Consider the following 13,217-nt stretch of genomic DNA (forward strand, 5'->3'; position numbering starts at 1 on the left):
CCGTCGGCCGCCATGCAGGGCGCCCCGGCAGGCCGTCCCGGCCCAGGCTCGGCGCCGCCATGGGAACAGCCGCAGGCCGCCCCGCAGCAACCGGTGCAGCAGATGCAGCACCAAATGCAGCACCAAATGCAGCACCATATGCAGCAAGCTCAGGCGCGCATGCAGGCCGCACCGAGCGATGACGAGCCGCCTTCCTGGGTCACCGAATTTTCCGACGACACGGCAGTCGCCGCCGAGGCGCCGGCCGCGGTCACGGCGCCGGCACCGGCGCAGATGCGCGCCCCGGCCGCGCCGCCGCACGCCTATGTCGTCACGCCGGTCCCGAGCATCGGCTGGGACGGCAACTGGCCGGCGCTGGCCGCCAGCCTGCCGCTGCGCGGCGTGGCCCAGCAGCTGGCCCTGCAGACCGAACTGATCGAGTGTATCGCCCATGAGCAGGCCGCGACCTTCCGCCTGCGCGTGCCGGTCGACACGCTGCGCGCCAGCGGCAACAGCGAGAAGCTGACCGCCGCGCTGCAGGAGCACTTCCCGCAGGTGCGCGTGAGCCTCGACACCGAGATCGGCCCGACCTGGTACACCGCCGCGGCCGAGGCCAAGGCCGCGCGCGAGGAGCGCCAGCGCCAGGCCGAAGCCCTGGTCGCCGCCGACCCCTTCGTGCAGGCCATGGAACGCACCTTCGGCGCCTTCGTCGTGCCCGGCTCGGTGAAGCCGGCCGCAGCTTGAGCACTCGAATCCATTGAATCACCCACTAGGCACTTTTGGAGAACCCTACCATGATGAAAAACCAGCTCGCAGGCTTGATGAAACAGGCGCAGGCCATGCAGGACAACATGAAGAAGGCGCAGGAGCAGCTGGCTCAGATGGAAGTCGAGGGCCAGTCGGGCGCCGGCCTGGTCAAGGTCGTGATGACCTGCAAGAACGACGTCAAGCGCGTCACCATCGATCCGTCGCTGCTCGGCGATGACCGCGACATGCTGGAAGACCTGGTCGCGGCCGCGTTCAACGACGCCGTGCGCAAGGCCGAAGCCACCGCCGCCGAGAAGATGAGCGGCCTGACCGCCGGCATGCCGCTGCCGCCGGGCTTCAAGATGCCGTTCTGATCCAAACTGAAAAAAGGCACACATGTCCAAGTCGCTCGACTTCCTGACCGAGGCGCTGCGGCGCCTGCCCGGCATCGGTCCGAAGTCGGCGCAACGCATGGCCTTCCACCTGCTGCAGCATGACCGCGAAGGCGCGGCCATGCTGTCGCGCGCGCTGTATCAGGCGGTGGACACGGTCCACCACTGCGCCAGTTGCAATACCTTTGCCGATACCGAAGTGTGCGAGCTGTGTTCCGATGACACACGCGAGCGCGCGCTGCTGTGCATCGTCGAAACCCCTGCCGACCAGATGATGATCGAGCAGACCATGACCTACAAGGGCCTGTACTTCGTGCTGATGGGGCGGCTCTCGCCGCTGGACGGCATCGGCCCGCGCGACCTGCACCTCGATAAACTGGTCGGGCGCGCCACCGATGGCGTGGTCGATGAGGTGGTGCTCGCAACCAACTTCACCAACGAGGGCGAAGCCACCGCCCACTACATCAGCGAGATGCTGAAGGCGCGCGGGCTGAAGGTCAGCCGGCTGGCGCGCGGCGTACCCGTGGGCGGCGAGCTCGAGTATGTCGATGCGGGCACCATAGCGCGCGCCATGCTCGATCGCCGCAGCGCATAATCCTTGTAAGGACGAACGGCGGCAGGTTCCGCGGATGCCTGTGCGCGCGCGCAAGCCTCGTTGGCGGACCGCTGCTATTTTGGTACTTTCAGCGGACCCCACATGCATCTCGTCGACATCACGATGTTCTACGCTGCCGAGGGAGGCGGCGTCAGCACCTATCTCAATGCCAAGTCGCGCTGGCTGGCGCGCTATGGCTGGGCACGGCATACCATTTTCAGCCCCAACGTCAGCGACAACGAAGCTCCCAGCCTGATGCGGGTGCCGGCGGTGGCGCTGCCGGGCATCCACGGCTACCGCATGCCGGTCTCGGTGGCGGCGGCGGTCCGGCGCGTGCGCGCGGTCCGGCCCGACCTGATCGAGGCGGGCGATGCCGGCCATAGTGCTTGGGCGGCATTGCGCCTGCGCCAGCAGCTCGGCATCCCGGCGGTCGCCTTCTACCATTCCGACTTGCCGCGCCTCGTGCAGAACCGTTTTGGTGAGACCATTTCCCACGGTACCTGCAAGTACCTCGCCCACCTGTACGGCGAGTTCGATACCGTGCTGGCGCCGAGCCGGCTGATGGTGCACCAGCTGGCCGACATGGGCGTGCCCCATGCCTTGCACCAGCCGCTCGGCATCGACAGCGAGATCTTTCATCCGTGCCGCCGCCGCGACAGCCTGCGTGCCGAGCTCGGGCTGCCGGAAGACACCCGCCTGCTGGTCTATGCCGGCCGCTTCACGGCGGACAAGAAGCTGGATGTCCTGGTCGAGGCTGTACGCAAGCTCGGCAAGCCCTACCACCTGCTGCTGGTCGGGGGCGGGGCTCAGCTAGCCCACAATGTGCAGCTGAGCTTCATGCCGTTCCAGCGTGACCAGTGCGCGCTGGCCAGCCTGCTGGCCAGCTGCGACGTGCTGGTGCATCCGGGCGACTGCGAAACCTTCGGCCTGATCGTGCTGGAGGCGATGGCCTGCGGCCTGCCGGTGGTGGGGACGAACGGGGGCGGGGTGGCCGAACTGGTGGACGAGCAGACCGGCATCCTGGCGCGTCCCAACGACGCCGACAGCCTGGCCGGCGCCATCGAGGCCATCTACGGGCGCGACCTGGTGCGCCTGAGCGCCAATGCGCGGCGCAAGGCGCACGAGCACTACGACTGGAGCCAGGTCTTCCCGCAGCTGATGCACCGCTACGGCAGCCTGCTCGCGGCCCGTCCTGACGCGTCGCGCACGCTGGAGCGTGTCTGTGTGGATTGAGCGTCAGGATACGCAGGCGGGCAGCGAAGCCGCCACGGAGCGGGTGGGCAGTGCGCGCGGCGGCCGGCAGGCCGGCACGCCGGGAAAGCCGGCCCTGTGCGTCTCGATCCACGATGTTGCCCCTGCCACCTGGGACGACTGCATGCGTCTCGCCCAGGCCCTGCGCGAGGTGGCGGAGCTGCCGCTGACCTGGCTGGTCGTCCCCCAATACCACCGCCCCGGTGGTGAGCCGGCGCGCATGGAAGCAGGGCTCGAGCGCGCCCTGGTGCAGGGCGACGAGCTCGCGCTGCACGGTTTTACCCATCTCGACACCGCACCGCGCGGCCCCGGCTTGAGCGAGCGATTCTGGCGCGGCAGGTATAGCCACGAAGGCGAGTTCGCGGCCCTGCCGGCCGACGAGGCGGCGCGGCGTATCCAGGGCGGACTCGACTGGTTCGCCGAGCGCGGCTGGCCGGTGCACGGCTTCGTGCCGCCGGCCTGGCTGATGGGCGAGGGGGCCTGGCAGGCGCTGCGCGCCTTCGATTTCGACTACACCACGACCTTCCTGCGTTTTCACGTGCTCGGCGCCGGCGCCGGCGCCGGCGCGGGGACGCCGGGCAACGGCGGGACGGTGTGGTCACCCTCGCTGGTCTATGCGGCGCGCAACCGCACCGGTCGGCTGGCCTCCCCGCTGCTGGCGGACGCCCTGGCGCTGGCGCTGGCACGCCGTCCGCTTATCCGCTTGAGCCTGCACCCGCCCGACGTGCGCCATCCGCGGCTGCTGCGCCATGCGCAGGCCACGGTCGAGCGGCTGCTCGCAACGCACACGGCCATGACCAAGGCCGCGTTCGCGCACTTATTCGCCACCCATCATTACCAGTACGGTCCCCAGTACCCACCGCGCCAGTGGCGTGCGCCCCAGCCGCCGTAGTACGAGGGGCCAACCTGGCGCAATTCCTCGCGCGTGCTGAGCTGCAGCACGCAGTGGCGCCACTGGTCGCTGTTCTGTGCATAGCCGAGGCGCGAGCACGCCGGACCGTAGATGGTCATCAGTTCGGCCATTTCCGACTGCATGCGCTCGGCGCGCTGCTGCGGCGTGGAGCAAGCAGCAAGCCCGAGGGTCATTGCCAGTACCGCATATTTTGCCATCTGCATGATCGACTCCTTCGCCCGCCGTCCTGGCGGTTTGGTTCCAGTATAGGACGCCACTTGGGGATGCGTCGTGCGTAAATCAATCGTTCGACACCTCACGTAGCGATAACAATTCCGGTTCGCCGGGAAGCCCCATTTTCTGGCAAGATACACCCCCAAAAAGAAGGGGGACACACAATGCGCCAGCGCCGATGGAGGACCTGGACCCTGCGCGGGGTGGCCGGACTGGTGGCGCTCATCCTGCTGGCGCTTGCCGCCGGCTGGCTCTACCTGCGCGCCAGCCTGGCGCAGCTCGATGGCGAGCGAGCGGCGCCCGGCATGCACGCCGTAGTGACCGTGGAGCGCGACGCCGCCGGCGTGCCCTTGATCAGCGGCACTAGCCGCGCCGACGTCGCGTATGCGACCGGCTTCGTCCATGCCCAGGAGCGCTATTTCCAGATGGACCTGCTGCGTCGCACCGCCGCCGGCGAACTGGCCGAGCTGTTCGGCCCGCGCGCGCTGCCGCTCGACCGCTCGCGCCGCCTGCACCGCTTCCGCGCCCGTGCGCAGCTGGCCCTGGCGCGCCTGCCTGTGGGCGAGCGCGCGCTGCTGGAGCGCTATGTGGCCGGTGTCAACGACGGCCTGCAGGCGCTGCGCGCCAAGCCTTTCGAATACGCGTTGACCGGTGCCGAGGCCCGTCCATGGAGCGCCGCCGATTCGCTGCTGGTCATCTGGGCGATGTACATCGACCTGCAGGGCAACCAGGAGCCGCGCGAGCTGGCGCGCGGCTGGCTGCGCGCCAACAGCGATCCGGCGCAGCTGGCCTTCCTGCTGCCCGAAGCGAGCAGCTGGGATGCGACGCTCGACGCCGGCGCAGGCGTGGCGCCGCCGGCCCAGGCGCCGCTGCCGCCGCAGGCTCCGGCCTGGTGGGGCGCGGCTCCTGAGCAGCCCGTCCAGCTGGCGGGCACCGGCCTCGACGCTTCGGTCGGCAGCAACAACTATGCGGTGGCCGGTAGCCGCAGCACCAGCGGCGCGGCCATCGTCGCCGACGACATGCACCTCGGCCTGCAACTGCCGAACATCTGGTACCGCCTGGCGCTGCGTTTCCCCGACCCGAAGGGGGGGCAGCGCAGGATCGCCGGCGTCAGCCTGCCCGGTGCGCCGCCGACCATCATCGTCGGCAGCAACGGACAGGTGGCCTGGGCCTTCACCAACAGCTATGCCGACCTGGTCGACCTGGTGCCCGTGGACCTGGATGCTGCGCGCCCGGGACAGGTGCGCCTGCCGGCCGGCTGGGAAACCCCGGCGAGCCACGTGGAGCTGATCGCCGTGAAGGGCGCGCAGGCCGAGCGCTTCGTCGTACGCGAGACCTCGCTGGGACCGATCAGGGAAGCCGGCGGCCGCCAGTATGCGGTGCGCTGGATCGCGCATGATCCGGCCGCGATCAACCTCAACCACCTGAAGCTGGAGACGGCGGGCAGTGTGGACGAGGCGCTGGCGATCGCCGCCATCGACGGCATCCCGGCCCAGAATTTCGTCGCCGGCGATGCGGCCGGCAACATCGGCTGGACCATCGCCGGCCTGCTGCCGCAGCGCACGACGCCGGTGCTGGCGACGACCTTCCCGCTGGAAGACGGGGTGCCCACCTGGAGCGCGCGGCTGGCGCCGGAGCGTTATCCGCGTGTGGTGAATCCGGCCGACGGCCAGATCACCACCGCCAACAGCCGCCAGCTGATGGGCGAGGGCGCCGCCCTGATCGGCGATGGCGGTTTCGACATCGGCGCGCGCAACCGCCAGCTGGCGGACAGCCTGCGCGCGCTCGGGCCGAAGCTCGACGTGGGCCAGGCCTGGGGCGCGGCGCTCGACGACCGCGCGATCTTCATCGGGCGCTGGCGCGAGCGCGCGCTCAGGGCGCTCGACCCGCAGGCACTCGATGGCCAGCCGCAGCGGGCCGAATTCCGCCGCCTGCTCGAGACCAGCTGGGACGGCCATGCCAGCGTCGGATCGGTGGGCTACCGCCTGGCGCGCAACACCATGTGGGCATTCCACGAATTGCTGTTCGGCCGCGCCAACAAGGCAATGGAGGCGCTCGCTCCGAAGGCCACGATCGGCAGCGCCACTACCCGCTGGCCGGACGTGGTCGCGCGCCTGCTCGACACCCGGCCGGTCGGCTGGCTGCCGCCGGGGTATCGCGACTGGCGCGCGGTGGAGCTGGCCGCCGTCGACCGCGTGATCCAGGACCTGACGAAGGATGGACAAGCGCTGGCGCAGGCCACTTGGGGGCAACGCAACCTTGCTTCGATCGCGCATCCGATCAGTATGGCGGTGCCGGCCCTGGCGCCGCTGCTGGGAGCACCGGCCGACCAGCTGCCCGGCGACTCCAACATGCCGCGCGTGGCGGGCCCGAAGTTCGGGCAGTCGGAGCGCCTGACGGTGTCGCCGGGGCGCGAAGAGGAGGGCTTGTACAACATGCCGGGCGGGCAGAGTGGCCACCCGCTGTCGCCGTTCTTCCTGGCCGGACATGCGGAGTGGGTGGAGGCCAGGCCGGTGCCGCTGTTGCCGGGCCCGGTGAAGCACACGCTACGGTTCGTGCCGTAATCAGAGGTCGTAGGGGGGACGGCTTCGCCGTCCGCGCGTCGAAACAGTATTTGAAAAGACGATACGTTATTTCATCGTATTGTTGAACGCGCGCTCGGCAGCGCCGACCACTCTACTTCGCGGGCAGTAACAGGGGCGCCTGTAGCATTCCCGTAATATCCTCAGCGCTCGACGGATGGCCCAGGTAGTATCCCTGCACCATGTCGCAGCCATACTGCTCGAGCAGCAGCAACTGTTCCCCGGTCTCGACCCCCTCGGCCACCACCACCATTTTCAATCCGTGCGCCATCGCGATGATGGCGCGCGTGATGGCCGCGTTCTCCGAATCCTGCGGCAGGCCGTTGATGAAGCTGCGGTCGATCTTCAGCGCGCGCACGTCGAAACGTTTTAGATAGTTCATCGACGAGTAGCCGGTGCCGAAGTCGTCGATCGACAGGTACACGCCGATGCCGCGCAGCTGTTCCAGCGTGATCAGGGTCGCGCGCGCGTCGTCCATCAGCGTGCCTTCGGTCAGTTCCAGCTCCAGCAGACGCGGTTCCAGTCCGGCATCCAGCAGGGCCGAGTGCACCGTTTGCGACAGGTTCTCGTCCTTGAACTGCTTGGCCGACAGGTTGACCGCCATGCGCACCATGCGCTGGGCGTGACGCTGCCAGGTGCGCGCCTGGCGGCAGGCGGTGCGCAGCACCCACTCGCCAATCGGCACGATCAGGCCGGTTTCCTCGGCCAACGGGATGAACTCGGTCGGCGGTACCAGCCCGCGCTCCGGATGGCGCCAGCGCACCAACGCCTCGACCCCGACGATCTCGGAGGTGCGCACGTCGCGCTGCGGCTGGTAGACCAGGTAGAGCTCGTCGTTCTGCAGCGCTCTGCGCAGCCCGACCTCGAGCTTTACGTGGCTCATGATCTGCATCGTCAGCGAGGAGCTGTACAGCTTCGCATTGTTCTTGCCGCAGTTCTTGGCATGGTACATCGCGGTGTCGGCGAACTTGAGCAGCGAGCCGCAATCGTCGCCGTCTTCCGGGAATAGCGAGATACCGATGCTGGCGGTGACGAAGATCTCGTTGCCCTCGATGAGGAAGGGTCGCCGCATCGCTTCCTTCACGCGGTGCGCCACGTTCAGCGCGTGCTCGACCCGTTCGAGGTCCGGGATCAGGATGGTGAACTCGTCGCCGCCCAGGCGGGCCAGGTTGGTGGTGTGGTCGGCATGGGTGTTGGCGGCACTGTCCCCGCGCGACACCAGGTCGCTCGGCCGGGTGGTCTCGCGCAGGCGCTCGGACACCATCTTGAGCAGCTGGTCGCCGGCATTGTGCCCCAGGGTGTCGTTGATGCGCTTGAAGGCATCGAGGTCCATGAACAGCACGGCAAACTTCTTGTTGCCGATCTTCGAGCGCTGCAGCTCGCGTTCCAGCGTCTCCAGGAAGGCCTGGCGGTTCGGAATCCCGGTCAGGCTGTCGCAATAGGCGAGGCGCCGGATCTGCTCTTCGGCGCGCTTGCGCTCGCTGATGTCGCGCACCAGGCCGAGCACCTGCGAGTCGCTGGTGGCGACCAGCCGCGCTTCGAAGTGCTGTGTCTCGCCGCAGTGTTCGAGCTCGTACTCGACCGAGCGGACCTGCTGGGTGGCCAGCACGCTGCGCATCTGTTCCAGCATGCGCCCGGCGATCTCGGGCGGCAGCACGTCGGTGATGTGCTTGCCGATGCAGGGCTGCGAGTGGGCCTGGGGTGCGGTCTGCCTGCGGTTCGCCCGGCCGCGTCCGGGCCGCTCGTGACCCGGCTCGTAGTCGAGGTAGAAGCCGTCGCGGTCGAGGCGGAAGAAGGTGTCCGGAATGGCGGCCAGCACGGCGCGGTTCTGGGCGTCGGCGATGCGCAGGCGGGCGATGGCGTCGCTGGCGCGCAGGACGTAGAGCACGCGGTGTCCGAGGATCGGCCAGTTGATCGGCTTGGAGACGAAGTCGGTGGCGCCGGCCTCGTAGGCGCGCGTGACCGCCTCCAGGTCGTCGCCGCCCGTCACCATCACGATCGGCACACTGGTGCCGTCGGCAGACTTGGAAAATTCGGCGGCGCGGATCGCTTCGCAGGCCGCGAAGCCATCCATGCGCGGCATCTCGACGTCCATCAGGATCAGGTCGGGCGAGCGCGAACGCGCCAGCTCGACTGCTGCCGCGCCGTCCGGCGCCTCGATCGCGTCCAGCCCGACCTGGGCCAGCATCTCGAGCATCAGCATGCGCATGACCGGGTCGTCGTCGGCGACGAGGACCGTTCCGCGCTTCGGTGGAGAGGAAGGCATTTCAGGTTTCCTTTTCAAGCATGGCGTGGAGCGAATGGCGCACGGTCTGGAATTCGTGTTCCATGTCGGTGAGGATGCGGTCGGCGCCGTCGACGGTGTCGGCGCGCCCCAACTGTTCGAGTTCCCTGCACAGCGTCGCCAGGCGCGCGGCGCCGATGTTGGCGCTGGCCGACTTCAGGCTGTGGGCGACGCGGCGCACGCTGCCGGTATCCATGCCCTCGACCGCGGCGCGCAGCGTCGCCAGGTGGCGCGGCGTGTCGCCCACGTAGGCGGCGATGACCTTCTGCACCAGCGCATCGCCGCCCTCGCGGCTGAGCGCGCGGATGTTGTCGAGCGCCACCCGGTTGACCGACTCGCGCTGGATCACCTCGACCGCTTCCTTCGGCAGGCGCGGCGGCGCATCGAGGTGATGGCTGGTGGCCGCCAGCGGCACCGCCACCCAGCGGCCGATGACTGCCGCCAGTTGCTGCTGGGTGAAGGGTTTCGAAAGGTAGTCGTCCATGCCGGCGGCCAGGCAGGCTTCACGGTCGCCCTGCAGGGCGTTGGCGGTGATGGCGATGACCGGCAGCGTGCGTGCGCGGCCCGCTTCGCGTTCGTGGCGGCGGATCGCGGTGGTGGCGGCAAAGCCGTCCATCACCGGCATCTGGCAATCCATCAGCACGGCGTCGAAACTGCCGGCGCGCACCGCCTGCAGCGCTTCCTGGCCGTTGCGCGCGCAAGTGGCCTCGATGCCCAGGCTTTCCAGCATGGCCTTCGCGACTTCGACGTTGACCGGATTATCCTCCGCCAGCAGCACGCGGCGGGCGCGTGCGCGGGGCGCAGGACGGGCAGCAGCGGGCGCAGGGAATCCGGCAGCAGGAGCCGGGGCAGTGGACTTGGCAGGCGCAGGTGCACGGACGGCCGGTGTCGCGATGTTGGTGCCGGCGGCCGCTGTGGCAGTCCCGGCCGGCGCCGTTGCCGCGCCGGGCGCATGCAGGCGCGCCGCGCAGGCGGCCAGGCAGGCATACATGTCGGCAGCGCGTGCCGGCTTGACCAGCTGGTAGGCGACGCCGGCGGCGCGCCGCTGCACCGGATCGGCCGCCAGTCGCTCGGGACTGACCAGCACCAGGTGGGTGGCACGCGCCCCGGCATCGGCCTTGATCGAGGCTGCCAGCGCCAGGCCGCTGGTGTGGGTCATCTCCATGTCGATGACAGCCGCGTCGTAGGGCCGGCCGGCTCTCGCCGCGCTCAGCAGGCGCTCGTAGCCCGCAGCCGCGCTGGCCGCGCCGTCGGCGGTGGCGCGCCAGGCCCGGAGCTGCTGGGCCAGGTCTTCGCGGCTTTCCTCTTGTTCGTCCACGACCAGGACACGCAGGCCCTCCAACGGGTGCTGGCGGCGTCCGGGAGCGTCGGGCGCATCGGGATCCACGCGGCGCTTGTCGAAGCTGACCGTGAACCAGAAGATCGAGCCGCGCGTGGGCGCGTTGTCCACGCCGATGGCGCCGCCCATCAGTTCCACCAGTTGCTTCGAGATGGCCAGCCCCAGACCGGTGCCGCCATAGCGGCGCGTGGTGGAATCGTCGGCCTGCGAGAAGGCCTCGAACAGGCGCGCCCGCGCTTCGCGCGAGATGCCGATGCCGGTGTCGTGCACCTCGAAGCGCAGCATCACCGACTGGGTATCCTCGCCGGCCACGCGTACCCGCGCCAGGATGCGTCCCTCCTCTGTGAACTTGATGGCGTTGCCGAGCAGGTTGGCCATGATCTGGCGCAGCCGGTTGGGGTCGCCGCAGATCGCCACCGGGATGTCGTTGGCGATGTCGAAGTCGAAGCCGATGCCCTTGCTTGCTGCCTGCGGGGTGTAGACGTTGTGGATGTCGTCCAGCAGGTCCCACAGGTTGAAGTTGATGTACTCGATGGTTAGCTTGCCGGCCTCGATCTTGGAGAAGTCGAGGATGTCGTTGATGATCACCAGCAGGTGCTCGCCGGAGCGCTTGACCAGTGTCGTGTAGTTGCGCTGGGCTTCGGTGAGCGGGGTCGCGAGCAGCATCTCGGTCATCCCGAGCACGCCGTTCATCGGGGTGCGGATCTCGTGGCTCATGGTGGCCAGGAACGCGCTCTTGGCACGGCTGGCGGCTTCGGCGGCGTTCTTGGCCTTTTCCAGCTGTTCGGTGCGCACGCCGACCTGGCGCTCCAGCTCGTCGCGATGGTGCAGCAGGGCGGCGCCCCTGTCCTCGATCTGGGCCATCATGGTGTTGAAGCTGTCGATCAGCTGGCCCAGTTCGTCGGTGCGCTGGTGGGCGATCCGCAGGCTGTAGTTCTGGCTGATGGAGACCTTCTGCGCGGCCTGGATCAGCTTCGTGACCGGCTCGGCGATGCTGCGCTTGAAGCGGCTCGCCATGGCCACCGCGACCACCAGCGACACCAGCATCGCCAGGCCCATCACGGCCAGCCCGGCGAGGATGTCGATCCAGGTCGCGACCAGGTCGGTCTCGATCATGACCACGCCCACCTGCAGCTCGCCCGCCGTCACCGGCTTGTACAGGCGCATCCGGCGCGAGAGCAGGGCATGGCTCTCGGCATTGGCGGCGGCCAGGGCTTCGGCATCGATGCCGTCCAACGCCTCGGGCGGGACCAGGTCCTCGGTGGGACTGTCGCTGGTGGCGACGTACTGCGCGAAGGGCTTGCCGTTGCGGTCGTACAGCACGGCGGAGGCGATGTCGCTCTTGGCCGCGAGTGCGCCCAGCGCAGCGCTGGCACGTGCGCGGTCGCGCAGCAGCAGGTAGTCGGCACTGCTGGCTGTGATGACCCGGGCAAAGGTCTGGAGCTGCATCGCCTCGTTCTTGCGGTGGTTTGCCACTGAGGTCGCGACGAAGGTCGCGAACACGAATAGCAACGCGGTCGCGGTCGAGAGCAGCGAGATGATGGTCAGCTTCTGGTTCAGGCTGGAGCGCTCGAAGTTCGGCATTCTGATCCCGCAGGCACGGCGGAGCGGCCCGGCGACGGACGACGCAGGGCTTCCTTTGCGGAATGCAAATTCCCGCAAGAAAAAAATATACGTTCAAGGGGAGGGGGTAGCGTTGACAGATGTCAATGTACTTGGGCAAATGAACAATCAGGCCGTGCCGCCTCGCACGCGCTTTCGTCGTGCACCTCTGATCTTTACTAAGTCCGCTGCTGTCGCCAAGCATAGACTCGGTGCGTTTGGGCCATGACGACCAGGAGATCCAGCATGAATCTGACCACGCGCATCCTCGAAAACCTGCAGCTTCCCAGGAAGCGTCAAGCCGGCAAGCATCCCGACACCGCATTGGCGGTGCAGCCAGGGGGGGCCACGCCCCTGCCTTTCGCCGAGCAGATCGATCTTCTCCATACCGCGCTGTTCGGATGGCCCTGCGACCACCTGACCCCGCTCGACGAGTACCTGGCCTGCGAGAATATCCACCAGGTCGCGCTCAAGATGCTCGATTCGCACCGGTTCCGCTGGGATATCCGCGAAAAGATCGGCCTGTGGCCCCACGAGAAATGGGTAATGACCGAGTACCGTGGCCTGCAGATCTGGGTGAACTTGTTCGACGGCTTCGTGTCGTTTGGCGTGCTGCACGGCAACTGGGAAAATCACGAAGTCGACTTCATGCTGTCGTGGTTGGGCGAAGGAGATGGGCTCATCGACGCCGGCGCGAACATCGGTGTGTTCACGATCCAGGCCGCCAGGGCGGTGGGCGACACCGGCCGCGTGTATGCCTTCGAGCCGATGCGCAACACCTTCGACATGCTGGCGCGCAGTGTGCGTGCCAACGGGTTCGAAAACCGCTGCGTCCTTTTCAACGAAGGCCTGGGCGCGAGCGAAGGCGAGGGCTCCTTCCACCTGAGTGCCCACGCGACCAATCCCGGGAGCTCCTATATCTCGGCCGATGCACGCGGCGAACGCATCCGCATCCGCCCGCTCGATTCGGTCGAGTACGAACGCCGTATCCGCTTCATCAAGATGGATGTCGAGGGCTTCGAGCCGCACATCATCCGCGGCGCGACCAAGACCCTGGCCGAGCATGCGCCGGTCATCCTGACCGAATTCTTCCCGCGCTCCCTGCGCGAGATCGGCGACATTTCCGGCCCCGGCTACGTGGCGATGCTGGAGAAGCTGGGCTACACCATGCAGGTCTTCACCACCGACGGAACACCCGGCGAGCGGGTGACGTCCGGCAACGCCCATCGTTTCGACGACATCGCGTCGCCGATCAACCTGGTCTGCCTTCCTGCCAAGCGATAAAAGCAGGAATGGACCCCACAGGGCAATGCCTGTCAG

At 68.1% G+C, this 13,217-nt stretch carries 9 protein-coding genes and 1 pseudogene; 7 read left to right on the forward strand and 3 right to left on the reverse strand.

The window, feature by feature from the left end:
- The 5 genes and pseudogenes from MA09_RS15115 to MA09_RS15135 form a co-directional block, all read left to right on the forward strand.
- Nucleotides 1-723: pseudogene (locus tag MA09_RS15115) on the forward strand (DNA polymerase III subunit gamma/tau); the annotation flags it as partial.
- A gap of 50 nt (nucleotides 724-773) precedes the next feature.
- On the forward strand, nucleotides 774-1,100 hold the full coding sequence (locus MA09_RS15120) for a YbaB/EbfC family nucleoid-associated protein (RefSeq protein ID WP_036250223.1): 327 nt from the start codon (nucleotides 774-776) through the stop codon (nucleotides 1,098-1,100).
- Between the two features lie 22 nt (nucleotides 1,101-1,122).
- The gene (gene recR, locus MA09_RS15125) at nucleotides 1,123-1,713 is read left to right on the forward strand and encodes a recombination mediator RecR (protein WP_036250226.1); all 591 of its coding nucleotides are present in this window, start codon (nucleotides 1,123-1,125) and stop codon (nucleotides 1,711-1,713) included.
- Between the two features lie 102 nt (nucleotides 1,714-1,815).
- Nucleotides 1,816-2,946 (forward strand): glycosyltransferase, encoded by a 1,131-nt coding sequence (locus MA09_RS15130; RefSeq protein ID WP_036250228.1) that lies wholly within the window; start codon nucleotides 1,816-1,818, stop codon nucleotides 2,944-2,946.
- Complete coding sequence (locus MA09_RS15135) at nucleotides 2,936-3,856, forward strand: DUF2334 domain-containing protein (protein WP_229440744.1); 921 nt, start codon at nucleotides 2,936-2,938, stop codon at nucleotides 3,854-3,856. The genes MA09_RS15130 and MA09_RS15135 overlap by 11 nt, the downstream gene beginning before the upstream one ends.
- Here the strand turns inward: MA09_RS15135 and MA09_RS24190 are convergent.
- Nucleotides 3,799-4,080, reverse strand: coding sequence for a hypothetical protein (locus tag MA09_RS24190; RefSeq protein WP_229440745.1), 282 nt, complete (start codon nucleotides 4,078-4,080; stop codon nucleotides 3,799-3,801). The two genes, MA09_RS15135 and MA09_RS24190, sit on opposite strands and share 58 nt — an antisense overlap.
- Before the next feature lie 174 nt (nucleotides 4,081-4,254).
- Between MA09_RS24190 and MA09_RS15140 the strand changes: the two genes are divergently transcribed.
- Nucleotides 4,255-6,654 (forward strand): penicillin acylase family protein, encoded by a 2,400-nt coding sequence (locus MA09_RS15140; protein WP_036250231.1) that lies wholly within the window; start codon nucleotides 4,255-4,257, stop codon nucleotides 6,652-6,654.
- Between the two features lie 112 nt (nucleotides 6,655-6,766).
- Here MA09_RS15140 and MA09_RS15145 read toward each other — a convergent pair whose 3' ends face one another.
- Both MA09_RS15145 and MA09_RS15150 read right to left on the reverse strand, forming a co-directional pair.
- Nucleotides 6,767-8,938 carry a bifunctional diguanylate cyclase/phosphodiesterase gene (locus MA09_RS15145; protein ID WP_036250234.1) on the reverse strand — a complete coding sequence of 724 codons (2,172 nt, stop codon included), beginning with the start codon at nucleotides 8,936-8,938 and terminating at the stop codon, nucleotides 6,767-6,769.
- 1 nt (nucleotide 8,939) lies between these two features.
- Nucleotides 8,940-11,879, reverse strand: coding sequence for a hybrid sensor histidine kinase/response regulator (locus MA09_RS15150; protein ID WP_036250236.1), 2,940 nt, complete (start codon nucleotides 11,877-11,879; stop codon nucleotides 8,940-8,942).
- 264 nt (nucleotides 11,880-12,143) lie between these two features.
- Here MA09_RS15150 and MA09_RS15155 point away from each other — a divergent pair, with 264 nt between their 5' ends.
- Nucleotides 12,144-13,181, forward strand: a complete 1,038-nt coding sequence (locus MA09_RS15155) for an FkbM family methyltransferase (RefSeq protein WP_036250238.1) — start codon at nucleotides 12,144-12,146, stop codon at nucleotides 13,179-13,181.
- Nucleotides 13,182-13,217 lie beyond the last annotated feature (36 nt).

It is taken from the genome of Massilia sp. BSC265 (assembly GCF_000740675.1).
Classification (GTDB): Bacteria; Pseudomonadota; Gammaproteobacteria; order Burkholderiales; family Burkholderiaceae_D; genus Telluria.

What these genes read in the sequence shown, in the direction of transcription:
- MA09_RS15120 (WP_036250223.1), top strand. Translation starts at nt 774, where the DNA reads ATGATGAAAAACCAGCTCGCAGGCTTGATGAAACAGGCGCAGGCCATG.
- recR (WP_036250226.1), top strand. Translation starts at nt 1,123, where the DNA reads ATGTCCAAGTCGCTCGACTTCCTGACCGAGGCGCTGCGGCGCCTGCCC.
- MA09_RS15130 (WP_036250228.1), top strand. Translation starts at nt 1,816, where the DNA reads ATGCATCTCGTCGACATCACGATGTTCTACGCTGCCGAGGGAGGCGGC.
- MA09_RS24190 (WP_229440745.1), bottom strand. Translation starts at nt 4,080, where the DNA reads ATGCAGATGGCAAAATATGCGGTACTGGCAATGACCCTCGGGCTTGCT.
- MA09_RS15140 (WP_036250231.1), top strand. Translation starts at nt 4,255, where the DNA reads ATGCGCCAGCGCCGATGGAGGACCTGGACCCTGCGCGGGGTGGCCGGA.
- MA09_RS15145 (WP_036250234.1), bottom strand. Translation starts at nt 8,938, where the DNA reads ATGCCTTCCTCTCCACCGAAGCGCGGAACGGTCCTCGTCGCCGACGAC.
- MA09_RS15150 (WP_036250236.1), bottom strand. Translation starts at nt 11,879, where the DNA reads ATGCCGAACTTCGAGCGCTCCAGCCTGAACCAGAAGCTGACCATCATC.
- MA09_RS15155 (WP_036250238.1), top strand. Translation starts at nt 12,144, where the DNA reads ATGAATCTGACCACGCGCATCCTCGAAAACCTGCAGCTTCCCAGGAAG.